Source organism: Pleurocapsa sp. PCC 7327, assembly GCF_000317025.1.
Classification (GTDB): Bacteria; Cyanobacteriota; Cyanobacteriia; order Cyanobacteriales; family Microcystaceae; genus Hydrococcus.
This window is the reverse complement of the sequence record NC_019689.1, coordinates 2,665,185-2,690,259: the sequence shown is the minus strand read 5'-3', so window position 1 is coordinate 2,690,259 and position 25,075 is coordinate 2,665,185. Positions and strand designations below refer to the sequence as shown.

Below are 25,075 nucleotides of genomic sequence, written 5' to 3'. Positions count from 1 at the left end.
ATTAATTTCAATCGATTTTAATCGAGTTAAGCTTTGAGCCTAGAACTAAAGCTCTAGGTTCTGAGATTAATCAAACCAACCGATATCTTCGTTAGACAAAACAGTGGTTGGTTGATTGGAGGCAATAGAACGTCCAATCGGTCGGCGTTGAAGTGCATAATTGGCAATGGCTGCTAGTTGTAATTCTGTCGAGTGAGAGGCATCGGAAGCTGCTTCAAGATCTTGTTCGTTTTGTGCTTGTTGTAACTGGGCAGAAAGTTCTTGTACTAATTTCTTTTGTTCTTCTAATTCCGATTGAACGCTTTCAGCTTTTTGTAATTCAAAGTAGAGCTTCTCAACTAATTTTTTGTTCTCTTCTAATTCCAATTCCATTTGAATTGTTTTCTCCAATTGAATTTGGAGAGTTTCTACTAATTTTTTTTGTGTCTCCAATTGCGATTCTAAAGATGCGATTTGCTCCTCAAGAGAACCAGCGCGTTGGTTAGCAGATTCTAGGGCAGCCGTCAACTCTTTTACCTTATCTTCCAACTGATCTGGAATAGTTTTTCTCGCTCGCGATCGGCTGCTAGAGGATGATTTAGAGGTTTTAGCGTTAGATAAAGTTAAATTAGCGCCTTCAGCATCGCTTGGCGAACTTGTAGTAGTTGCTGACTCAGTAGGTGTATTGTTAAGTTCTTCTCGTAGCAGGTCGGATAAACGTTTTTTGGTCATAGTTGATTCCAATCTCGTTGTAGTTCTTCTGCCACGCGACGATAATCCGCTTCGGCTTCGCGAGCATTTTTTCCCCGCCATTGGGTTACGGGCATTCCCTCTAAAACTGCCCGTTCGTGGGCTTTATAGTTGCGAACGAAGGCGTGACAGGCAGGAATTCCCAACTCTAATAGGGTATTTTGCGCTTCTAAGGTTTCTTTCAGGCTGCGAGGGTCTACTTTGGTCAACAAAACCCGATGGGCGACTGCTAAGGGCATTACTGCTCTCTGCACCGTTTCGATTAAAACGGATAAATCCATCGGTGCGGGTGGGGTCGGCAATACCAAATAATCGGCTGAGGCGATAACCGCTTTCAATGCCTCAGATCGTAGGGCAGGAGGGGTATCGACTACTACGAGATCGTAATCGCTAATTTGGCGCAAATTTTCTAATAGCTTGGGTTCTGTTTCTTGGGATAGGTCGAAATCTATCTCCGCATCGCTTCGTTCTATCCACCACGTCGCCGAACCTTGGGGATCTGCATCTACTAGCAACACCTGCTTTTGTTCGGCTAAGATCGCGGCTAAATTGACGGCTGTTGTTGTCTTGCCAACGCCCCCTTTTCCGTTAACAACTGCCAAAATTCTGATTTTTGGATCTGAGGATTTTGAAGACGCTTTCTTTTTTCTCACGATCACGATCGCATTTGCTGCTTTTGGGCGCTTGAATCAATAGTCCTCACCTTACCATGTTTATTCCTCTTTTGGTTGGCAAATAAATAGCTTGTAATACTTTGACGCCCTATGCAATTTTAGTTTTCCATAAAAAACTGAGATCTTGCACTCTTCGCAATAGGTTCCTGGAAACCAATTTCCAGGCTTACATACTAAGTCCATTAAAATGGACTAAAACACTTCTCTATTCGTCTTTAGACAACTTTGAAATATGAGACAGCGATAGAACATCGAGGGGCAGTTCCTGAGAATAATGCAAGATCTTAGATCGGACGGATTTTAGCATCTTAGACAGAGAATTTCTTCTCTAGCTACCTTTTTAGGGAGTTTTTTTCATTTCTGCCGACATATTCCATTTATAGTCTTCCTGTAATTCTGTAATCCAGGCTGGATGAGCGGGACCAACAAACTCGTACTCGCCATCTTCTTCTGTCAAGAGAACGTTGTCGCCAGGATTAGCCGAACCTTCCATGATGACTCTGCCATTTCCCTCTTTTACTTCAGTTCCCTCCATATTCATTAGCTCAATCGATAAGTAATTGCCAGTTCTTCCTCTAACGCGACCGAGTACGTAGTCGGAGAAGCTCATCTGTCCTTCTCCCCCTTCATAAGTATCGTGTCCTAAAGCCTGACTAATGAGGGTTTGTGAGGATTGGTTTTGTGTGGGTTCGGCGATCGCTGGAGTAGCTGCAACTGCCGATAAAGAGGCTAATATCAGTATTCCAGTTAATGCGTGAGAATTTTGCTGTAACATAATAACCTCCCTTGATTCTAAAAAAATTGTTTTTAAACCTTTAAAAGTTTAGCTAGATTTCGCGGTAGCCGCAAAAATTTTCAGGATCGATTTAAGAATTGCTAATTTTCAGTAAATCAACTCGATTCCAGACTGACATCTTCCCAACGCTGATGCGATCGCATACAGCGTGGGGTTCCCAAATCAACCACCAAACTTATCAAGCAAGCTTTCACTTATTTGACAGAGGTTCAAATGTCCTTGGGCGTTTACGAGTTTAAAACTCGAAGTTTGGGAGTGCCCCCCTACTTATTATTTCCAGTCCTTTAGCTAAAAGATTGCGACTAGCATTTTCGTCTCTGTCGAGCATACAACCACACTCGCCAACGTGGGTTCTCTCGGACAAAGACTTTTTGATAAGGCGATGGCAGGAACTACATTCTTGACTTGTGTACTGAGGTGGCACGGCAATCACAATTTTGCCGAACACTTGCCCATAATACTCCAACCATTCAAAGAATTGTCTCCAAGCAGCATCGCTGATACTTTTGGCAAGACGGCGATTCTTGACCAGGTTTCGCACCATCAGTTTCTCAAACACCACCAAATCGTTAGATTTGACCACGCATCTTGCCAACTTTACAGCAAAATCTTGACGCTGGCGCGAGACTTTCAGGTGTTTTCTTCCCAGTTTGTTAATTGCTTTTTTGCGTTTGTTAGAGCCTTTTACCTTGCGACTTACTCTTCTTTGCAGGCGCTTAAGGCTCTGTTCCGACTTTTTCAGATGACGAGGATTTTCAACTTGGTTACCTCGATTGTCGGTGTAAAAGTGCATCAACCCAACATCAAGAGCAATTACTTGCTCGGTTGGCTCGACTGCTTCGAGTCGGTCAATGGCAAGACAAAATTGAGCGTAATACCCGTCTGCTCTACGCACAACTCGAACTCTTTTGATTTGTTCTGGTTGATAGTAGTTAAGGTCGAAAGCTCCAATCATACGGAAGCTACCAGCTTTAAACCCATCAGTGAACGCGAGCGATTGTCTATCTGGCGAGAGTTTATAGCCAGTAGTCTTGTACTCAACAGAGCGCGATTTTTTGAATCTGGGATAACCTTTTTTCTTGACGCTTGGGTTTTTACAGTTGTCATAAAAACGCTTAATCGACTGCCAAGCTCGTTCGGCAGATGCTTGACGAGCTTGAGAATTAAGCTTTTTAGCCCACTCGTACTTACGAGCCAAAACTGCACGCAGAGCAGACAAGTCGTATTGTCCGACGCCACGATTATCAATCCAGTGTCGAATACAACTGTTTCTGATAAAGCCAGCCGTGCGTATCATCTCGTCGATGACGGCCAACTGTTTTGTCGAACCTCTGAGTTTGGCTTCGAGTACAAACACGACCAACTGATTAACTTTATGGTTTTACTTTACCATAAGGTTGCGCTCCGCGCGTTTATTTGTTGGTCGAAATTCATCTCAACACCGACCTACGGTACGGTGTGAGCCTTCTTTCGACATTCAAGGTAAAGCGCTTTTATATAGACTCCGATTGGGGTTGCGCTAATTCAGATTGCATATTGGATTCTGAGGAAGCGGTTGGCGATTGCTCTGGCAAAGGTGAGAGACTGGGAGCTGTTTTTGTTGTTTGGAAACGACTGAGAACGCGATCTAACCATTGAGGTTTTTCTAGGCGAGGTGCTTGGCTCGCAGACGGGGTTTCTGTTGCTGGCGCCGCTTCCGTGTTAGCTGGAATCGATTTCTCAGAAGGAGCCGCCGGGGGTTCTGCCGTTGAAGTTTCTTCCTGCGGCGCTACAGTTTCAGTTGGTTCGACCAATTCTGGGGTTGGGGTTTTCTCCGGTTCGGATAATATAGGCTCACTCTGCTCTACTGGCGGCTGTGAGGTGACTTCTACTCGGGGAGGAGTCGGTTCTTCTATTGGAGTAGGCGTTTCTTGTGGGGTTGGAGTGGGTTGTTCGACGGGAACTTCTGGTTGTGCAGTAGGCGTTTCTGCTGGGGTAGGGGTTGCCGTTGGAGAAGGCGTAGGCATTAGTTTGGCTTTGTAGGTAGGATCGACGATACTGCGAGCGTATTCAGTCGCAATCTCTCCGCGCATTAATTTGGAGAGGGGATCTTGACCTTTCGGATTGTATTCGATCAGCCGGACCGTCGTGTTGAAAGCGTTATCAACTCGATTGCCAGCGCGATCGAGAAATTCTAGCTGAACCCAGTTGTTCCCTTTCTCAAAACCCGTTAAGTAAACGGGTTGCCAATTATCGAGTACGAAGCTTTGACCGTTAATCGTGACGCGAATCCGCCAGTCGGCAATTTCGGAGTTTTCTTTTGCTACTAGACGTAGCGGAGCGTTAGTTAAGTAAAAATCGACTAGGATAGGCTCGGCACCGTAACTTCCCTGCGGACGGCTATAGGTCAATAGAGGAAGGGAAGGATCGGGAGCGTTGGTATCTGTTTTTGTAAGGATATGGAAAGTCGTTTGAGCGTATGCGCCTTCATTTTTAAAGCTTTCGTGCCAGGGACGAGAGGCAAATACTCTTAGGGTATGGGTTCCGGGGGCTAGGTTTTCTAAAGTAACGGGTTTATCGATGTCGTAGATTTCTCGCGCGGGTTCGTTGTCGAGAATCAGCTTGAGGTGGGGTCCCATTTCAAGCTCGGGATCTTTAAAGATGGGTAGATCTCGCACTTGGAGTTTAACTGCGACGGTTGTTTCCTGGAAAATACTATCGCTTGGCGGGCTGAGAATAGCAACTTGTGGTTGATATTGTTCTAGAGTTTGGTTTAGCTGCCGAATAACCGCTGGAGGAGCTACTTCTGACAGTTTGCCCGCACTTATCGACACAGAAGGTGGCTCTGGGCTAGATAGCGGTGAAACTTCGATGCGATCGCCACAACTCACCAAACCTAAACTTAGTAGAATTAAGAATGCGCACAAACAAATGGATTTTATAGGCAAAAATCGATAGATAAAAACCAACATGCTAACCCTCCTAATAACCCTTGAATCGATTAATCTTACTTAATTATTTTATTAAGAATACTGAAGCTATCTGTATGGCAATATAGCTGAATTTTGAGCGGTTCTTAGTGGTAATTTTCCGGAATCGAGTACGACTTTAATAAATTATTGCTTTTTGTAAAGAAAAAGTCCGATGCCCTTGACTTTTGGTCGGACGAGTTTTGCTGACAAATATCATGAGAGCGACAATTGAGCAAATTTTAATTATTGTTAAGTCTTGCCAACACAGTAGAGTAGAAAGACTTATCATCATCTATTGATGCTTTTGCCTGGAAGCTTTTTAAAACAGGCATCTTAAGCAAAATTGAAAAGCAGTAAATCCCACATTTGCTGTTCTTCTATTACACTATTCATCAAGAGAAAACCTTTAAAGTTCATTGTCGAGAGAGGAGAACCCTCATGACAATTAGTCCGGAGAGAGAGGCGAAAGTCAGGGTAAGAGTCGATAATAATCCGGTTCCTACATCGTTCGAGAAGTGGGGCAAACCCGGTCACTTCGACCGTACTCTGGCTAGAGGTCCCAAAACCACTACCTGGATTTGGAACCTTCACGCCAACGCCCATGATTTTGACAGCCAGACCAGCGACCTAGAAGATATTTCGCGGAAAATCTTTAGCGCGCACTTCGGTCACTTAGCAGTGATTTTCGTCTGGCTGAGCGGCATGTATTTCCATGGCGCTCGTTTTTCTAACTACGAAGCTTGGCTGACCGATCCGACCACGATTAAGCCTAGCGCTCAAGTGGTATGGCCCATCGTCGGTCAAGGAATTTTGAATGCCGATGTAGGCGGCGGCTTCAGCGGCATCCAGATTACTTCTGGATTTTTCTACCTCTGGAGAGCTGCCGGTTTTACCAATAACTACCAGCTTTACTGCACGGCTATCGGCGGCTTGGTAATGGCTGCTCTAATGCTATTTGCAGGTTGGTTTCACTATCACGTGAGAGCGCCAAAACTGGAGTGGTTCCAAAACGTAGAGTCGATGATGAACCACCACTTAGCTGGTTTGCTGGGATTAGGCTCCTTAGCTTGGGCAGGGCACCAGATCCACGTTTCTCTGCCTATTAACAAGCTCTTGGATGCTGGTGTAGCTCCAAAAGATATCCCCTTGCCTCATGAGTTTATTCTCGATCCGAGCAAGATGGCGGAGCTATACCCCAGTTTTGCCCAAGGAATCAAACCTTTCTTTACCTTGAACTGGGGAGTCTACTCCGATTTCCTCACCTTCAAAGGCGGTTTGAATCCGGTTACAGGTGGCTTGTGGCTGTCGGATACGGCGCACCATCACTTAGCGATCGCGGTGCTGTTTATCATTGCCGGTCACATGTACCGCACCAACTGGGGGATCGGTCACAGCATGAAGGAAATCCTAGAGGCTCATAAAGGTCCATTCACTGGCGAAGGTCACAAGGGTCTCTATGAAATTCTGACCACTTCTTGGCACGCCCAATTAGCCATTAACCTTGCCCTGCTGGGATCGCTTAGCATCATCGTGGCTCACCACATGTATGCTATGCCTCCCTATCCTTACATGGCGATCGACTACGCTACTCAATTAGCCTGTTTTACTCACCACGTATGGATTGGCGGATTCTTGATCGTCGGAGCTGGCGCTCACGCTGCGATCTTCATGGTGCGGGATTACGACCCTGCCAAGAACGTAGACAACCTGCTCGATCGCGTCATCCGTCACAGAGATGCTATTATCTCCCACTTAAACTGGGTATGTATCTTCCTGGGCTTCCATAGCTTCGGTCTCTACGTCCACAACGATACGATGCGGGCGTTCGGTCGTCCTCAGGATATGTTCTCCGATACGGGAATTCAGCTACAGCCTATTTTTGCCCAGTGGGTACAAAACATCCACGCACTGGCTCCTGGCAACACCGCTCCCAACGCTTTAGCTCCTGCTAGCTACGCATTTGGCGGGGATGTTGTCGCGGTAGGCGGTAAAGTGGCGATGATGCCCATCGCACTGGGTACGGCTGACTTCCTAGTCCATCACATTCATGCCTTTACCATCCACGTTACCGTGCTGATCCTGCTCAAGGGCGTGCTCTATGCTCGCAGCTCTCGCCTAATTCCCGATAAGTCTGAATTGGGCTTCCGCTTTCCCTGCGACGGTCCCGGTCGTGGCGGTACTTGCCAAGTATCGGGTTGGGATCACGTGTTCCTGGGCTTGTTCTGGATGTATAATTCCCTGTCGATCGTGATTTTCCACTTTAGCTGGAAGATGCAGTCGGATGTCTGGGGAACCGTTGCGCCAGATGGTACGGTCACTCACGTCACCTTGGGGAACTGGGCGCAAAGCGCGATTACCATCAACGGCTGGCTGCGCGACTTCCTGTGGGCGCAAGCAGCACAAGTGATCAACTCTTATGGCTCAGCCCTTTCGGCTTATGGCATCATGTTCCTAGCCGGTCACTTCGTCTTCGCCTTTAGCTTGATGTTCCTCTTCAGCGGACGCGGCTACTGGCAAGAGCTAATCGAATCGATCGTCTGGGCGCACAACAAGCTAAAAGTCGCCCCAGCTATTCAGCCTCGCGCTCTGAGCATCATTCAGGGACGGGCTGTTGGAGTCGCCCACTATCTACTCGGTGGAATCGTGACGACTTGGGCGTTCTTCCACGCCAGAACCCTTTCTTTCTAATGTAATAAGCTCAACCCTGCAATAAGCTTGTCAATCCTGTTGGGAGGGCTTAAAAAACTTTTCCGCAGCGATTGACAGCTTACACTCCGCTACTAAGCAAGTAGCCAGCAAATGCTCTCAATTTATAAAGAAAAACGGCATGAAGGTTGGGTTAGACTGCCCGTTTTTGAAACCGTTTTTAACTTTCCATCTACCGTGACTTCGGTTACAGTAGATAACTAAAACAGGAAATGAGCAGCAATTCTGCACTGGCCCTCATTATTTAGAGAGGAGAATTTCCTAAAAAGCTATGGCAACTAAATTTCCAAAATTTAGCCAGGATCTACAACAAGACCCGACGACCCGTCGAATCTGGTATGGGATTGCCACAGCCCACGACTTTGAAAGTCACGATGGCATGACCGAGGAAAATCTTTATCAAAAGATTTTTGCTTCCCACTTCGGTCACATTGCTATCATCTTTCTGTGGACTTCCGGCACCATTTTCCACGTAGCCTGGCAAGGTAACTTCGAGCAGTGGATCAAAGATCCCCTGAATGTCCGTCCCATCGCTCACGCGATTTGGGATCCCCAATTTGGTAAAGCAGCCGTCGATGCTTTCACCCAAGGCGGTGCTTCCTACCCAGTTGATATCTCTTACTCTGGGGTATATCACTGGTTCTATACCATCGGGATGAGAACGAATGGCGACCTATATCAGGGATCGATATTCCTGTTAATCCTATCAGCCCTGTTCTTGTTCGCTGGTTGGCTGCACTTGCAACCCAAGTTCCGTCCGAGCCTATCTTGGTTCAAGAATGCTGAGTCTCGCCTGAACCACCACCTGGCTGGTTTGTTTGGCGTTAGCTCCTTGGCTTGGACGGGGCACCTCGTTCACGTTGCGATTCCCGAATCGAGAGGACAGCACGTCGGTTGGGATAACTTCCTGTCTACCGCGCCCCACCCAGCAGGTTTACTGCCTTTCTTCACCGGGAATTGGGGAGTCTACGCTCAGAACCCGGATACGGCTAAGCACGTATTTGGGACTTCTGAGGGGGCAGGAACGGCAATTCTGACCTTTTTAGGTGGATTCCATCCTCAAACCGAGTCGCTCTGGCTGACGGATATGGCGCATCACCACCTGGCGATCGCGGTCATATTTATCATTGCCGGACACATGTACCGCACCAACTGGGGTATCGGTCACAGCATCAAGGAAATCCTGAACGCTCATAATCCTCCTTCAGGAACTCCCTTTGGCGGACTGTTGGGCGAAGGGCATAAGGGATTGTACGACACCATTAACAACTCCTTGCACTTCCAGCTTGGCTTAGCATTGGCTAGCCTTGGCACGATTACCTCCCTGGTAGCCCAGCACATGTACTCGATGCCTCCCTATGCCTTCTTGGCTAAGGATTACACTACCCAGGCTGCTCTGTACACCCATCACCAGTACATTGCTGGCTTCTTGATCACGGGAGCATTCGCTCACGGTGCTATCTTCTGGGTACGCGACTACGATCCCGAAGCCAACAAGAACAACGTGTTGGCGCGGATATTGGCTCACAAGGAAGCGATTATTTCCCACTTGAGCTGGGTATCGCTCTTCCTCGGTTTCCATACCCTGGGTCTGTATGTCCACAACGACGTAGTCGTTGCTTTTGGTACTCCGGAAAAGCAAATCCTGATCGAACCCGTGTTTGCTCAGTGGATTCAAGCTGCTCATGGAAAGGCTTTGTATGGATTTAACACCCTGCTATCCAATCCAGACAGCATCGCTTACACGGCTTATCCCAACTACGGCAACGTTTGGCTGCCCGGCTGGTTAGATGCGATCAACAGCGGGACTAACTCCCTGTTCTTGACCATCGGACCTGGAGATTTCCTCGTACACCACGCGATCGCGCTTGGTCTGCACACCACTACCCTGATCCTCGTCAAAGGTGCGTTGGATGCTCGCGGTAGCAAGCTAATGCCCGACAAGAAGGACTTCGGTTATTCCTTCCCTTGCGACGGTCCCGGTCGTGGCGGTACTTGCGATATCTCCGCTTGGGATGCTTTCTACCTCGCCCTGTTCTGGACGCTCAATACGCTAGGCTGGTTAACCTTCTACTGGCACTGGAAGCATCTGTGCGTATGGCAAGGTAACGTTGCTCAGTTCAACGAAAACTCGACTTACCTGATGGGTTGGTTCCGCGACTATCTCTGGGCTAACTCCGCTCAGCTAATCAACGGTTACAATCCCTACGGCGTGAACAACCTGTCTGTCTGGGCTTGGATGTTCCTCTTCGGACATCTCGTTTGGGCAACGGGTTTCATGTTCCTTATCTCTTGGCGCGGCTACTGGCAAGAGTTAATCGAAACGATTGTCTGGGCGCACGAGCGTACTCCTCTAGCGAACCTAGTTCGTTGGAAGGACAAGCCCGTCGCTCTGTCTATCGTTCAAGCTCGCTTGGTCGGTCTGGCTCACTTCACGGTTGGCTATGTCCTGACCTATGCAGCCTTCCTGATTGCCTCGACTGCTGGTAAGTTCGGCTAAAGAACGCCTAGCCTTATAGGTAACTAAGCTATCCTCTGCCTTCGGGCGGGGGATTAATTTTTTGGATTGGGGAAACCGGTAGAAGTTAATGCGACAAGAGATTGACACAGAGAAAACATAGCGTTGTCATATCCGGGCTGTAGTGTTCGCGGTAGTATTAAAAGTATCAAACCGAAGCGGGACATCTACTGCTAGCTGAGTATTCAGAAATCATCAATCGATCGATCGCGACTTGGTTGGCTAAGATATTGTAACGAACGATAAGGCAGTTACTTCTAACTTTTGACTTGACTCATGACTCTCAGTTGGAAAATAACGTTAGGGATAGGTGCCATTATCCTTACTGGACTGGATTGGGAGCAATGGGATACTGGTACGTCTTCATTGCAGGCGCACCCCAACTAGACGCGCCTCAAATCAACGTTCCCGGAAGCGATCTAACCTTTAAACTGGAGTGCTTCAACAGCAAAACCATGGGAGAGGTACGGCAATACGGTCTAATTTTGCCGCCAGATTACGAGAAAAATCGCGATCGCCGCTATCCGGTCATTTTCCTCCTACACGGCGGACATGACGATGCAAGAGCTTGGTATGACAAATATGCCATCATTACTGTTCTGCACCAACTCTATCAAAGCGGCAAGCTACCGCCCTCAATCGTAATTACCCCCGATGGCAACGATAACCGAGGCTCTAGTCCTTTGTGGGACCCCGATTATTTCGATGGTCCCAATGGCAAAGTCGGGACGTTTATTGGTTCTGAGTTAGTGCAAGTGGTCAAGTCTCGCTATCGCACTCTCAACGAACCGCAGTTTTGGGCGATGGGAGGACTCTCTTCTGGCGGATGGGGTGCATTTAATATCGGACTGCGCCACCTCGATAACTTTTGCGTCCTCTTCAGTCATCTGGGTTACTTTACCGATGACAGTGGCGCGGCAAATAGTCCCGAAAACTTCGTGCAAAAGATACCTAAGACGCAACTGGAGTGTTTGCGAGCTTATATGGATGCAGGCAAAGCAGATCCCGATTTTCTGGCTTCTACTCAACAGTTTCATCAGACTCTAAATCAATTAGGTGTTCCCAATGTGTTTTATGCCTTTCCTGGCGGTCATGGGGTGTCTGGAGCCGATTACGGCTGGAATTACGTTCACAAACATGCGTTTAATTCCCTCAGCTATGTGGGCGAACAGTTCAAAATTGCTCTAGCACAACAAAAACACGAAGAAGCAGGAAAAACAAAACCATGAGTCACAAAAAACCGATTCGAGCGCGGGTTACTCCAGAAGAATACCAACTGCTGCAACACCTGCGAGAGCGCAAACCAGCTCAAAATCCTCCCCTCAAGCGTTTGACCACTGGAGAGCGTCTTGCCGATGCATTTGCCGCGATGATGGGGTCTTGGCATTTCATTATTATTCAATCAATTCTTCTATTTCTTTGGGTTTTGCTCAATATCGTGGGTTTTATCTGACATTGGGATGCCTACCCGTTCATATTGCTGAACTTGATGCTTTCATTCCAGGCGGCTTCTGCTGCGCCTATCATTATGATGAGCCAAAACCGTCAAGCGGTCATCGATCGCGAGGAAGCAAAACACGACTATGAAGTTAACATGAAAGCGGAACTGGAAATCGAGCTATTGCACGATAAGATGAATCTGCTACGAGAGCAAGAGCTAGTCGAACTCAAAACCCTCACGATCGAGCAGCAGCAACAGATCGGGCGACTTGAAGATTTACTTGCCTCCTCGATGCGATCGCGTGAATTTTTGAGTCAGGATTCCTCTAATAACTCAGCCTAACAAGCACAAAAGTTGAGAGTTCAAAGTTGAAAGCTCGTCTCCATTTTTTGAACTTTGAACTATTTTGGTCGCTAGGGAGGAAAAATTTTGCTTAAACGACAAACCAAACTTGGGATCTGGACAGCCGCCTTACTGACAGCGATTGTCGGCGTTGTTAACTTACTATCGGCGGTAACGCCTAGCCTTGAAGAACGAGTCAAATGGTTGAAAGCCATTTTCCCTTTTGAAGTCCGAGCGAGCGGACATTTATTTGCCGCGTTAAGTGGATTTTTCCTGCTCGTCTTGGCAACTAACTTATTGCGGCGAAAACGAGTCGCTTGGCTGCTGACAGTTATCTTACTAATTATTTCCATTATTTCTCATTTAATCAAAGGACTCGACTATGAAGAGAGTCTGCTAGCCCTCGTGTTACTGATTCAACTGATTTTAATGCGGAGCGCGTTTACTGCTCGCTCCGATAGACCTTCGATCGCGCAAGGAATTCGAGTCCTTATCGGCGCGTTACTCTTTACCCTCGCCTATGGAACGGCGGGCTTTTTTTTACTAGACTACCATTACCACGTTAACTTCGATCTTCCGGGCGCGATCGCTCAAACCCTGGCGATGTTTTTTACTGAAGATAATGCGGGTTTGCAACCCCAAACGCGCTTCGGTCGCTTTTTTGCCGATTCGATTTATATCGTGGGTGCAGTGACGTTTTTGTATGCCTTATTTATGCTCACTCGACCAATTTTGCTGCGAGGTGCGCCAGCGACAGCAGCCCAAAGGCAACGAGCAAAGGCAATTGTTGAGGCATACGGATGCTCTTCTCTGGCACGCTTTACCTTATTAGACGATAAGGCTTACTATTTTAGTCCTTCAGGGCGCAGTGTCATTGCCTACGTTCCCAAAGGAAGAGGCGCTGTTGCCTTGGGAGATCCTATCGGTTCCAAAGAAGACAGGCGAGAAGTCATTCTTGGCTTTCAACAGTTTTGTCAGCTCAATGATTGGTATCCCGCTTTTTATCAAACCTTGCCAGACGATCTCGACCTCTATCGGTCGTTAGGTTTCGGGGCACTCAAAATTGGAGAAGAAGCGATTATCGATCTCAAAGCTTTTACCATGCAAGGGAAAGCCGGAAAAAACTTAAGAAACGCCATCAATCGCATGGCTAAGTCGGGTTTTGAGGTCAAATTTTACCAACCTCCCATTTCTCATCAACTGCTCAAGCAACTGAAAGAGATTAGCGATGAATGGCTCAAGATAACGCAAGGAGCGGAAAAAAAGTTTTCCTTGGGATGGTTTGACGAGAAGTATCTGCGAGAGTGCGAAATTGCCGTCGTACAGAAAAACACGGGAGAAATAACAGCCTTTGCCAATGTAGTGCCGGAATATCAAATTAACGAGATTACCATCGACTTGATGCGGCGGCGAGCAGAAGTAGAGCATGGTACGATGGATTTTTTATTTATTTCGATGTTTCAACACTTTAAAGAGCGGGGATACGACGGGTTTAATATGGGATTATCGGCACTGGCTGGCATAGGAGAAACCCCAGAATCTCCTGGTTTAGAAAAGGTGTTGCGTTATTTATACGAACACTTAAATCGGTTTTATAATTTTCAGGGTTTGCATAGCTACAAAGAGAAATTCCAACCCCGTTGGGAACCGCGATATCTAGTTTATCCGGGAGCGGCGGTTTTACCGGAAGTCGTAGTAGCTTTGGTAAGGGCTGATTCGGGCGATCGCTTGCTAGACTACTTAAAACCCGGCTCGTAAAAAGGCAGAAAGCAAAAGGAGGGAAAAGTCGGAAGTTGCGAGTAGACTACCCCAGATATGAATGAGGAGGCATATCTATGAATCGCCAGCGCCTTTCTCATATTGGTTCTGCCTTGCTGAGTTTATTGCTCTTTGCGCTTTCGATTTGGGCAATTACTCAGGAACTACAAAAATATCACATCCGAGAAGTCTGGAAGAGTCTAGCCGCTATCTCCACATCCCATTTACTTTTAGCAGTGGCATTGACTGGCTTAAACTACATCGTGCTGACTGGGTACGATACGCTTGCCGTCCGCTATATTCGTCATCCCCTCCCTTACCCCAAAACCGCTCTAGTTGCGCTTATTAGCTATGCCATTAGCAATAGCGTCGGTTTAGCGCTCCTCAGCGGCAGCGCTATCCGCTATCGTTTTTATCGACCCTGGAATTTATCTATCGCTGAAATTGCTCAAATTATCGCTTTTTGCAATTGGAGCTTTTGGTTGGGGCTGTTTGCTGTAGGAGGAGTGCTGTTTCTCATAGAACCCGTTGAGGTTCCCGCACTTTTGCATTTGCCCATCACTTCAGTCCATCCCATCGGTGTTATTTTCTCGCTGGTCGTCATTAGCTATCTTTTTATCTCTATCCTAAGTAAAAAGCCTCTGAGAGTCGGTAGACTAACGATACCTCATTTACCCATCAACCTATGTCTGGCTCAAATTGCCATTACTTCTCTTGATTGGGCGCTAGCGGCGGCTGTACTCTACGTCCTCTTGCCTGCATCCGTACCGATATCATATCCAGGTTTTTTCGGGATCTACTTACTGGCGCAAATTGCCGGAATTATTAGCAATGTTCCGGGAGGGTTAGGAGTCTTTGAAACCGTCATGCTTTTGCTGCTTTCTCCTCCCATCTCTTCGGCAGAGCTTTTTGGGGCATTGTTGGCTTACCGAGGTATTTATTACTTCTTGCCTTTAAGCTTTGCCGCCCTGCTGCTGGGATTGTATGAGATTAGACGAAGATTTTAATCTCTAGAATTTGAGAGTGCCCCAAAGCCAAAATTTCACAGGATTGACATCCCTCTGACATAGATCTGATATCTGTCTTTTGTAAACTTTTATTAGTTCGCAAAAAGACGAAATATTGCTTGCAAACTCGCGCAAGTAACCCAAAAATGGGCAAAGGAGAAATTTACATGCCATACAATCGAGTCAAGATAGTAGGGATCGCATTCGGTTTGATGCTGACGAGCTTGAGTTGTCAGTCCGCGTCAAGCGCTCCGCTTGCCCGCTCTCAAGTATCACAACAGCCAGCAACGGCTGCTAGTTCGCAGCCAATTTCATTGCGCGATCGCTTTGAGACTTACTATAGCTCAGTGTTAGGACAAACGCGAACCTACAGGGTAGTGCTACCTCCAGGGTGCGAATCCTCGCCCGAAAAACGCTATCCCGTCATTTTTCTATTACATGGCGGCAGTAGGGACGAGACGGATTGGTTTAAAAAAGGAGATGCCCTATCCACGCTCCAACAACTCTATTGCGACCAAAAGCTTCTGCCTAGTATGATTATTACCCCCGATGGCAACGATCTTCGCGGTCGCAGTCGCTATCGCGATCCCCAATACATTGACGGACCTAACGGTAAGGTTTCTACAGCCATTAGCTTTACCAATGCCAGAATTTTGGGCGATTGGTGGACTCTCTTCAGGAGCGTGGGACGCTGTTAATATCGGACTGCACCATCTAGACCGTTTTTCGATTTTATAGTCTTTTTATTGGGTTTTGCCTTGTAGCATGGAATTACCAGTGTGTTTCGATCGGCGGTTTTTTATCCATGTCAGATGTCTTACTCAGTCGCTATCAAATCATTCGAGAATTGGGTAGCGGCGGCTTTGGGGATACCTATCTAGCAAAAGACCTAGCCCTGCCAGGTCATCCTCCCTGCGTCGTCAAGCATCTGAAACCAAAAGATACCGCTCCGTCGGCTTTAGCTGTTGCGAAAACGTTATTCGAGCGAGAAGCAGAGTATCTTTATCGCCTGGGCAAACACGACCAAATCCCTAGCCTGTACGCGCATTTCGAGCAAGGCGGAGAATTTTATTTAGTACAAGAATTCATCGAGGGAGAGGAACTCACTCAAGAACTCCTTCCAGGCAAACCATTGAGTGAAGAACGTACCATTAATTTACTGCGAGAAATTCTCGCAGTTTTAGCAGTCGTCCATAAAGAAAATGTCATTCACCGAGATATCAAGCCATCGAATATCATCCGGCGCAAGCGCGATAAAAAATTGGTGCTGATTGACTTTGGGGCGGTTAAAGAAATCGGTGCTTTGACGGTAACTGCCGCCGGACAAACGACGATGACGCGGGGAATTGGGACTCCCGGCTATATGCCAAGCGAACAAGCGCAAGGAAAACCCAGACTAGCCAGCGATGTCTATGCAGTAGGAATGGTAGGAATTCAAGCTATAACTGGCTTATCGCCCGATCGCCTTACAGAAGATCCTAATACGGGAAGATTATTATGGCACGATCGCGCCCAAGTCAGCGATCGCTTGGCGAATATTTTAGATCGAATGACCCACGAATATTATCGATCGCGCTATCAAGATGCCTCAGAAGCCCTGCAAGCACTCATGTCCGAGACAGAATTTTCGCCCCCTCTCTCGCAAGTACGAACGCAGGTGGCTTATGTTCCCGATGTTGCCTCCAAGCAATCCGGAGGCTTATTAAAGCTACTGAAGATAGTCTTTTCAGTAGCAATTGGCGGACTTGCCACGGGCGCGATCGCAGGAATAATATTACTCAATCGACCTTCATCCTCGCCGCCACCTGCTGTTTTCGACACCCCAACTCCTACACCGACGATAGAACCTACTCCTAGAGAAACGCCCTCCCCAACGCCCACGCCGGAACCAACTCCAGAAGTAACAGTTTCCCCCCCTCCCACCGATACACCCGAAGCGCAAGTGCCGGACGAGCCTTCACCCACGCCAACCGTCGAACCAACCCCAATCTCCGAAACGCCAGAAACAAGCGTGGCTACAGTGTTGAATCCGGGGACATTAGTCAGGGACGAACCATCGCCTACGGGGAAAATTCTTTGTCCGGTTCGTTCCGTGAGGACGATTAATACCTACGGAGAAACGAATGGATGGTACAAAACCGACATTTGTGGGGCAATGGGTTACATCCACCAAAGTCAACTGACCTTCGATCGCCGATCCGACGCAGAGTAGAATTTGAGTTAGCGATTATCTTCAAACTTATAGCCGATTCCAACAATAAGCTGCTGCGCAGCTTGATTGTATAATATAAGATTAGACCTCCAGCAAAAGTCAGAGTAAGTTAGGTAAAATAAAACCAAATTACAATTCGAGTTATGACTTACTCTCAAGTAAAAAATTTAAAACCGACAGAGTTTAAACGGCTTTGTGGAGTATATCCAGAGACGTTTAAAGAGATGGTAAAAGTTCTAGAAGCCGAAAAAGTCTTACAAAAAAAAAACAGGACGACCAAATAAATTAAGCGCAGAAGACCAAATCTTAATGACTCTTGAATATTGGCGAGAGTATCGCACCTATTTTCATATCGGAACTAGCTGGGGAATAAACGAGACAACGGCTTTACGAATCACCAGAAAAGTAGAAGATATTTTAATGAAATCGGGACTTTTCAATCTGCCTGGGAAAAAAGCTGTTCAACCCCAAAATACAGAAATTGAAATTGTCGTAGTAGATGTAGCAGAACATGAAATAGAAAGACCGAAAAAAAACAAAAAGCTTACTACAGTGGTCGGCAAAAGTGTCACACGATAAAATCGCAAGTTTTAGCTGACGCAAAAACGAGACAAATTCTTTGTATTGCTCATGAGAAGGGAAAAAGTCATGATTTTAAGATTTGGAAAAATAGTAAAATAGGAATCGAACAACAGATAGAATGTTTGGCTGATAAAGGATATCAAGGAATTCAGAAACTTCATCCCAACAGTAGAATTCCCAACAAAAAAAAGCGCAATCAACAGTTAAGTCTAGAGCAAAAGAAGTTTAATCGTAAGTTAGCAAGTGAAAGGATTGTAATTGAAAATATTCATCGCAGTCTAAAAATATTCAGAATTCTTTCAAGTCGATATCGCAACCGAAGAAGACGGTTTGGGTTGAGATTTAATTTGATTGCTGGCATTTATAATTATGAACTTCTTTCCCACTCCAATTATGCGATCGCGTAACACTTTTGCAGGAGGTCTATTGAGTAACGAGCGCGATCGCCAGCCACCTATGCCAGCAAAAAACCATCTTTCTCAAGAGCAGAAGGAACGGCTACTAAAAACGTTAAAAGAGCATGAAAATCCATAGGTAAGAGAGAAAATTTGAATTTTATTGTTGATAAATGAGGGAAAAACTTACCAAGAGATTAGTAATTTTTTAGATCTTTCATATCCAACAGTAGCCTATTGGGCCGTTCGCGGCGAGCCAGATAATTTAGAAAGTTTATTAGATGGAAGAAGAGAAGGTAACTTTCGTAAAGTTACCAAAGAATATGAGGATTTGTTATTAGAAGTCGTTGAAAAAGAGCCAGGAGAATATGGATATGAATTTGGTCGATGGACAGCAGCAAGATTAGCAACATATCTCGAAAAAGTAACAGGAATTAAATTAAGCGGTTCTCAAGTTAGGAAAATATTAGAGCGAAAAAAGTACGTTTACCTTTGGTCAAAGTACAGCCTGGAAGACAAACAAAATCCGGAGAAGCGTAAGGCATTCAAAGAAAAATTCTCTGAATATTTAAGAATAACCAAGGAAACGCCAGAAAGTTTACAGATATGGTTTGGGGATGAGAGTGGATTTAGTTTAAGAGTCATAAGAAGAAAAACATGGGTTCGCAAAGGTCACAGAAATCAAGTGACGGGACCAAGGAGAAAAGGAAGAGTAAATATTATGGGAGGGCGGCGTTATCATGATAAGAAGAGAATGAATTTTGTCATTAAAAAAGGAAATGCGGATGTATTTTATGAGCAGCTTCAATCCTTGAATAATTTCCGCTTGCAAGAAGGGATAGAGCCAGGAAATTCAATTGAAAATTTCAAGGATTGTTCGGCGAAAATAGTCATTATCTTAGATAAGGCAAGTTTCCATCAAAGAAAAGATATTTTAGATAAGATTGAGGCAGAAATGCCAAATATTATCCTGGAATTTTTCCCCCGTATCGTCCAGATTATAATTTAATCGAACTGGTTTGGCATTCAGCCAAAGAATATATAGCTCATAGATTATTCGAGTCAGTTTCACAGCTAGAAGAGTTGTTAAATAAATTGCTAAATGAAGGAGGTCTTATTATTAAATGGGAGCGCAAGATTAAAAATAAAGGAAATGCTATTTATTAAATTTAGCTGCGTAGCAGCTTAGTCTGAATATATTTTGGGTTAGTGGGATCTGACTCAATTTTTTGGCGCAACCGAGCGACATGGGTATCGACGACTCGTTCGTCGCCAAAAAAATCATTTCCCCAAAGTCGATCGATGAGCTGAGTGCGATTCCAAACTCGCTGGGGTTGACTCATCAAAGTGCTGAGCAGTTTAAATTCTAACGTTGTTAATTCCAGCGATCGCCCGATTCCCGAATCGAGATTTTGAGAAGCCGTACAGCGATCGACATTCACCTCAAAATGTTGGGTGCGGTAGACTAAATCTTGCTGCTGGCGGAGGCTGCGCTTCAGCAGGGAGCGAATTCTCGCCACTAATTCTGGTAGGCTAAATGGCTTGATTAAATAATCGTCTGCGCCAGCGCACAAGCCATTTACTCGGTCAATTTTTTCTCCCTTGGCAGTCAGCATCAAAATATAGGGGTCTTTTAGATTGGACATCTGACGAATGCGATCGCAAACTGCAAATCCATCTAAACCGGGCAGCATTAAATCCAGCACGATAACATCCGGCTGCCGATCTTTAAATACCTGTAAAGCTGACAATCCATCGGCGCAGTGGCAGGTAGAAAAGCCTTCTCTTGTGAGGGCAAATTCGATGAGTCGCGCGATTTCTGGTTCGTCTTCAACGATTAAAATCCGCTCGGACATAGTTGTGCGATTTTTCCCCAGGCTGATTTAGTTAATCTAGCTCGATCGCGCTAATGGAGAGCGATCGCGCCTTCTAAATAGTTTTTGAGCTGCTGCCCGTTATCGTAGGAAAGCTCGTCCGCTTTCGGTAGCTTGTCTGGGCTAAACGCCCGAACTTCGCTAATTTCTAGCTTGTCTTGAATGTTAAATTCGCCTCGGACATCAGCAGCTACGACCACGCAAATTGAGTGAACTCTCGGATCGCGATCGGGCGAGGAATAAACCCCAACCAAACCCCGAATTTTTACTAAATTTAATCCAGTTTCTTCGGCTAATTCCCGTCGAACCGTGTTAGAAATATCTTCTCGCCAGTCCACCATGCCTCCTGGCAGTGCCCAATGTCCCGTATCGCGCCGTCGAATCAATACGATTGTTCCATCTGGCAAAAGAGGAACGATGCTAGTACTGGGGATGGGATAGCGAAAAAAAGACCTAATAAAGACTGCACCTGCGATCGCAGGCTAGGAAAAGAAACCTGAAAAGGTTTCCTGACCGAAGTAGGGACGAGCTGAAGCATCAACCGATTTCTGATTCGTTATGCAAAGTGTAGGAAAAGCATATGTCAAAACTATGACTATGCTGTGGCAATGTTGTGAAAATTTGAACGATTTTAGCCATAGAACGACTGAAACACTATCCTCGCAACAGTCGCAATCCACTGAGGTAACGAGAACTGTAGACCCTTCGTGTCCGATGACTCCTAAAGGCATTGTCATATTGCCCATAAAGTTGGCAATCAGCAGCACGACGATAAAACTCAAAGCAAAGGTAATATTTTGCTTGACAATCCTTTGAGAACGCCGTCCTAGGCGAATTGCTACTTCTAGTTTTTCTAAACGATCTGCCATTAAAACGATATCCGCCGTTTCCAGGGCAAGATCGGTTCCTGCCCCACCCATGGCAATGCCTACCGATGCCATCGCCAAGGCGGGTGCGTCGTTAATGCCATCTCCTACCATTGCCACTGTTTGATACTCTTTCTGGAGATGCTCAATGACACGCACTTTATCTTCTGGCAACAGTTCGGCATACACTCGGTCAACGCCTAACCGCTGGGCAACTCTATCGGCGGTACGTTGGTTATCTCCAGTCAGCATGACAATTTGTTCGATGCCGAGTTGTTTGAGACGTTTGAGAATAGTTGCGGCGGTAGGTCTTAGCGCGTCGGCAACCGCGATCGCGCCTAACATCTCTTCTGCATAAGCTACCCAAATAACGGTATTGCCTCCTGCTTCTAGTTGCTGGATGCGTTGGCGTAGATTGGCGTCGCCAACCGATTGCGATAAAATTTCTTCAATAAAAGTAACTTTCTCCGCGATCGCGAGTTTTCCGGCGATGTCTCCAGTAATGCCCTGTCCCGCTGTTGCGCGAACGTCTTGGGCAGTGCGCAATTGTAGGCGTTGCCGTTGGGCAGCTTGCACGATCGCTTCTCCGATAGGATGTTCTGAGAAAGATTTTAGGGCAGCCGCGATCGCCAACACTCGATTTTCGCTTTGTCCGGGTGCGGGAATGATTTGAGCGACTTGGAGTTTACCCGTCATTAGCGTGCCAGTTTTGTCAAAGGTAATTGCCCTTACTTTGCCCATCAACTCTAACTGTGCCCCCGTCTTAAACAAAATTCCCTGTCTTGCCCCGTTGGCAATTCCCGACAGTAAAGTCGGCACGATCGATGCCATCAAAGCGCAGGGAGAGGCGACGACGAGAAAAATCAAGGCTCGATAGATCGTGCTTTCCCAATTCCATCCCAATAGAAAAGGCGGTGCGATCGCTAGTAAAATACCGACAAGAACAATTATCTTGGCATAACCTTTCTCAAAGCGCTCGATGAATAGCTGAGAAGGAGGCACTTCGGTTTGCGCTTGCCAAACTAGGCGGATGACTCGCTGAATTAAACTACTTTCAGGCGGTTGGCAAACCTCTAACTGCAATGCCCCATTACCGTCGATCGTGTCTGCAAACACCTCATCGGGCGGTATTTTTTCGACGGGCATCGACTCTCCCGTAATGGAAGATTGATTGAGGGCGCTACAACCTTCTATGATAATGGCATCAGTTGGGATGAGTTCGCCCGGTTTGACGATAACGCGATCGCCTACCTGTAATTGTTCGACGGGAATTATCTCCTCTTTTCCCCGTCGCACGACTCTCGCCGTATCCGGCGTCATTGGCCATCAAACTGCGGATATTGCGCTGAGTATGCTTCATGGCATAGCTTTCCAGCGCGCCGCTAATCGCAAAGATGAGGTAGTATTCTCCTCGCCAGAATCCCAAACCAGCAGCCCCCAACGCCGCTACGATCGTCAGTAAGTCAACATCGAGTTCTTTCTCCTCAAATAACGTCGTTAAGCCTTCTTTGGCACTCTCCTAACCGCCGATGACGTAAGCTGCACTGAGAACGAGGATTGCTAGTCCAACCCAGTTAAAATGCAGGGCAAGCCAACCGAGCAAGACAAGCAGGGCACAAATTCCTGCCGCTACTGCGTCTGGATGGTCTTTGAGGAGTCGAGCAGCAAAATTTTTGATTTCGAGCGGGAAAAGGGAAGGTTTAGAGTTGAGAAGCGATCGCTGAGCCATCAATCAAGTTATTTTTGACGACTCTTTTACCCTAAACCTTAACATTGGCGTTAAGGTCAAGCTTTTTTAGCCTTTACAAACCAGAAAGGTCCGGTTTCGGTGCATCTATCGTTCTCATCCGTGTCGTAGACGACAATTCCTTCCTCAGATAAAATTAGGGCTTCTCCCAAACAGACAAAAGAAATGAACGGTTCCAGATATCTCACAGCTTCGAGATCGTGACAGGCACTTAAAACCTTCTGTGTGAAATACTCGTAACCGACATCCTCGACGCTTTCGTAATAGCGAATAGACAGATCGCTTATTTCCCGTCCGGGGAAGTGTTTTTGAATTTCTTCGCGCAAGCGACTGGGAACTTCTGCGGTGGAATTCAATAATGTTCCGGTTTTCATCGGATTTCCTCCTCAAAGCGATCGCCAAGACCTATTTAGCTCTATTTTTAGAATAAGAAAACAGTATAAGGAAACTGTGAGGAAATTCTTTAAGCTTGACTTCCGCTTTCGCCTTTAATGATTGCCGCACCGATTAAATGGGCTATTCGTAAAGCCTCCGGTACGTTCCCGCGATCGCTCAGTTTCGTCAATATTTGAGCGATTGTTTCTGGATTAGCGCCGCATACTTGAAAATAAAAAGGCGGATACTCATAAATCGTCCCCGCGCGACGTATAATTTCCAATCGCTTGTCTGGGTGCGGCAATCGCTTAAGTGCAGCTTCGATCTTGATAAAATTAGGCAGTTTTCGCATCACGGCAACGCAGGGACGTCCTAACCTTTGTGCTAATAAAGGCAAATCGATAACGTTAAATCCTCCCAAACAAATCCCATCTAATAAAACGAGATGAAGCTGAGGCAGAAACTTACCCCCAATTAATAATTGGCAGAGAATCTCCGTTGCGTCCCATCCATCTGGTGCTACTTTTCCCCATACCATGCCTTCAAAACGAGTCCCCGCACATACGACGCCTGCCACGCCTACGGGATTGCCTGCATGACGAACAAAAGGGGCATCATCAAAGCCAATCACTCGTATGATGCGATCGCGTTTTAATAGATCCTCAAGTTCCATCATCTCAGCTAATAGTAGGGGCAAGGTATGTCTTCCCCTACTGATAACTGATAACCTTACTAGCTTCTCGTTTTTTCCGACCAAACTTTGGTAGGCAATCCCCAAATATAGATGAAGCCTTCGGCAGCTTTGTGATCGAAGCCATCATCTTCGCCATAGGTTGCTAAATCGGTTGCATAGAGGGAATTTTCCGATCTGCGACCGACTATGGTTGCATTGCCTTTAAAGAATTTAACGCGTACCATTCCAGAAACTCGTTCCTGAGTTTTTTGGATGAAGGCATCGAGGGCTTCTTTTAAGGGACTGTACCAAAGTCCTTTATAAATTAAGTGACTGTAGGTTTCTTCGATGGTGCGTTTGTACTGCGTTACGTCTCCAGTTAGGGTAAGGCTTTCTAAGTCGCGATGCGCGTCGATGAGAACTAGCAAGGCAGGCACTTCGTAAATTTCCCGCGATTTGATCCCGACGACGCGATTTTCAAGCATGTCGATGCGTCCCACGCCATGATTGCCTGCAATTTCGTTTAATTGAGAGATCAAGCTGACGGAATCGAGAGGTTTTCCGTTTAAGCTGATGGGAATTCCTTTTTCAAACCCAATTTCAAGATATTCTGGTTCATTAGGGGTATCCGCGATCGCTTTAGTCATCGCATAAATTTCCTCTGGCGGTTCTGTCATCGGATCTTCCAACGGACCCGCTTCGATACTGCGACCGAGTAAATTGCGATCGATACTGTAAGGAGAAGATTTTTTTACAGGAAATTGGATGCCGAAACGTTCTCCATAGGCAATGGTTTCTTCCCGACTCATGCCCCATTCCCGCGCGGGTGCCAGGACTTTCAATTTGGGGTTGAGCGCCATAATGCTAACATCGAAGCGTACCTGATCGTTTCCCTTGCCAGTACACCCGTGGGCAACCGCATCCGCACCATATTTTTCGGCAGCTTCTACCAAAAGTTTAGCGATCAAGGGACGAGCCAATGCGGTAGATAGGGGATAGCGATTTTCATACAATGCATTGGCTTGAATAGCCGGAAAAGCATAATCTTTGATAAACGTTTCTTTAGCGTCTGCAACTAAGGATTCGGCAGCCCCGCATTTGACAGCTTTTTCCTGAATGGGACCGAGTTCATCCCCCTGTCCTAAATCGGCTGCCAGGGTAATCACTTCGCTTACGCCCCATTCTTCTTTAAGATAGGGAATACAGACGGAAGTATCCACACCGCCAGAGTAGGCTAACACAACTTTATTGGCGCGACCCATAGAATTTTTGACCCCCAAAAATGACTAATCGGCTATTGTAGCTTATTAGCTGGGGTTAATCGTTAATAGTTAGTAGTTATTTTTCTTGAGTTTTTCACTCGTCGTTAACAATTATATTTAAAGCTTGCAGCAGCAATAAAAATATACAGAAGCTTAAATATCCAAGA

The 25,075-nt window shown here is 46.3% G+C and carries 17 protein-coding genes and 4 pseudogenes; 10 read left to right on the top strand and 11 right to left on the bottom strand.

The window, feature by feature from the left end; all coding sequences use genetic code 11:
• Positions 1–66: 66 nt before the first annotated feature.
• The 5 genes from PLE7327_RS11955 to PLE7327_RS11935 all read right to left on the bottom strand — a co-directional run bounded on the left by PLE7327_RS11955 (position 67) and on the right by PLE7327_RS11935 (position 5,105).
• Complete coding sequence (locus PLE7327_RS11955) at positions 67–711, bottom strand: hypothetical protein (RefSeq protein WP_015144087.1); 645 nt, start codon at positions 709–711, stop codon at positions 67–69.
• A complete protein-coding gene (locus PLE7327_RS11950) occupies positions 708–1,382 on the bottom strand; it encodes a ParA family protein (RefSeq protein WP_041392079.1) in 675 nt (224 codons plus the stop codon). Before PLE7327_RS11950 ends, PLE7327_RS11955 begins: the two co-directional genes overlap by 4 nt.
• Positions 1,383–1,743: 361 nt before the next feature.
• A complete protein-coding gene (locus PLE7327_RS11945) occupies positions 1,744–2,178 on the bottom strand; it encodes a hypothetical protein (protein ID WP_015144085.1) in 435 nt (144 codons plus the stop codon).
• A gap of 256 nt (positions 2,179–2,434) precedes the next feature.
• Positions 2,435–3,556 (bottom strand): RNA-guided endonuclease TnpB family protein, encoded by a 1,122-nt coding sequence (locus PLE7327_RS11940; RefSeq protein WP_015144084.1) that lies wholly within the window; start codon positions 3,554–3,556, stop codon positions 2,435–2,437.
• A 136-nt stretch (positions 3,557–3,692) separates the two neighbouring features.
• Positions 3,693–5,105, bottom strand: coding sequence for a hypothetical protein (locus PLE7327_RS11935; RefSeq protein ID WP_186005317.1), 1,413 nt, complete (start codon positions 5,103–5,105; stop codon positions 3,693–3,695).
• A 483-nt stretch (positions 5,106–5,588) separates the two neighbouring features.
• Between PLE7327_RS11935 and psaA the strand changes: the two genes are divergently transcribed.
• From psaA to PLE7327_RS24015, 10 genes and pseudogenes are all read left to right on the top strand, one after another.
• Positions 5,589–7,838 (top strand): photosystem I core protein PsaA, encoded by a 2,250-nt coding sequence (psaA, locus tag PLE7327_RS11930; RefSeq protein ID WP_015144082.1) that lies wholly within the window; start codon positions 5,589–5,591, stop codon positions 7,836–7,838.
• Positions 7,839–8,127: 289 nt separating this feature from the next.
• Entirely contained in the window at positions 8,128–10,356 is a 2,229-nt protein-coding gene (gene psaB, locus PLE7327_RS11925) for a photosystem I core protein PsaB (protein ID WP_015144081.1), read from the top strand.
• Between the two features lie 362 nt (positions 10,357–10,718).
• A complete protein-coding gene (locus PLE7327_RS11920) occupies positions 10,719–11,603 on the top strand; it encodes an esterase family protein (RefSeq protein WP_015144080.1) in 885 nt (294 codons plus the stop codon).
• Positions 11,600–12,157: pseudogene (locus PLE7327_RS26570) on the top strand (DUF1003 domain-containing protein). Before PLE7327_RS11920 ends, PLE7327_RS26570 begins: the two are co-directional and overlap by 4 nt.
• An 87-nt stretch (positions 12,158–12,244) precedes the next feature.
• Positions 12,245–13,915, top strand: a complete 1,671-nt coding sequence (locus tag PLE7327_RS11910; protein WP_015144079.1) for a bifunctional lysylphosphatidylglycerol flippase/synthetase MprF — start codon at positions 12,245–12,247, stop codon at positions 13,913–13,915.
• 77 nt (positions 13,916–13,992) lie between these two features.
• Positions 13,993–14,922, top strand: a complete 930-nt coding sequence (locus PLE7327_RS11905) for a lysylphosphatidylglycerol synthase domain-containing protein (RefSeq protein ID WP_015144078.1) — start codon at positions 13,993–13,995, stop codon at positions 14,920–14,922.
• A gap of 167 nt (positions 14,923–15,089) precedes the next feature.
• Positions 15,090–15,620, top strand: coding sequence for an esterase family protein (locus PLE7327_RS11900; protein ID WP_015144077.1), 531 nt, complete (start codon positions 15,090–15,092; stop codon positions 15,618–15,620).
• A 107-nt stretch (positions 15,621–15,727) separates the two neighbouring features.
• A complete protein-coding gene (locus tag PLE7327_RS24855; RefSeq protein WP_015144076.1) occupies positions 15,728–17,134 on the top strand; it encodes a serine/threonine-protein kinase in 1,407 nt (468 codons plus the stop codon).
• A 143-nt stretch (positions 17,135–17,277) separates the two neighbouring features.
• Positions 17,278–18,123 (top strand): annotated as a pseudogene (locus PLE7327_RS23435) (IS5 family transposase).
• 49 nt (positions 18,124–18,172) lie between these two features.
• A pseudogene (locus tag PLE7327_RS24015) lies at positions 18,173–19,278 on the top strand (IS630 family transposase).
• A 2-nt stretch (positions 19,279–19,280) separates the two neighbouring features.
• Here the strand turns inward: PLE7327_RS24015 and PLE7327_RS11875 are convergent.
• The 6 genes and pseudogenes from PLE7327_RS11875 to PLE7327_RS11850 all read right to left on the bottom strand — a co-directional run bounded on the left by PLE7327_RS11875 (position 19,281) and on the right by PLE7327_RS11850 (position 24,908).
• Positions 19,281–19,967, bottom strand: a complete 687-nt coding sequence (locus PLE7327_RS11875) for a response regulator transcription factor (protein ID WP_015144075.1) — start codon at positions 19,965–19,967, stop codon at positions 19,281–19,283.
• Positions 19,968–20,017: 50 nt separating this feature from the next.
• Entirely contained in the window at positions 20,018–20,461 is a 444-nt protein-coding gene (locus PLE7327_RS11870; RefSeq protein ID WP_015144074.1) for an NUDIX hydrolase, read from the bottom strand.
• A 178-nt stretch (positions 20,462–20,639) separates the two neighbouring features.
• Positions 20,640–22,580, bottom strand: a pseudogene (locus PLE7327_RS11865) (heavy metal translocating P-type ATPase).
• A gap of 56 nt (positions 22,581–22,636) precedes the next feature.
• Positions 22,637–22,972, bottom strand: a complete 336-nt coding sequence (locus tag PLE7327_RS11860) for a hypothetical protein (RefSeq protein ID WP_015144073.1) — start codon at positions 22,970–22,972, stop codon at positions 22,637–22,639.
• An 89-nt stretch (positions 22,973–23,061) separates the two neighbouring features.
• A complete protein-coding gene (locus PLE7327_RS11855) occupies positions 23,062–23,646 on the bottom strand; it encodes a DUF99 family protein (RefSeq protein WP_041392077.1) in 585 nt (194 codons plus the stop codon).
• Positions 23,647–23,705: 59 nt separating this feature from the next.
• The gene (locus PLE7327_RS11850; protein WP_015144071.1) at positions 23,706–24,908 is read right to left on the bottom strand and encodes an argininosuccinate synthase; all 1,203 of its coding nucleotides are present in this window, start codon (positions 24,906–24,908) and stop codon (positions 23,706–23,708) included.
• Positions 24,909–25,075 lie beyond the last annotated feature (167 nt).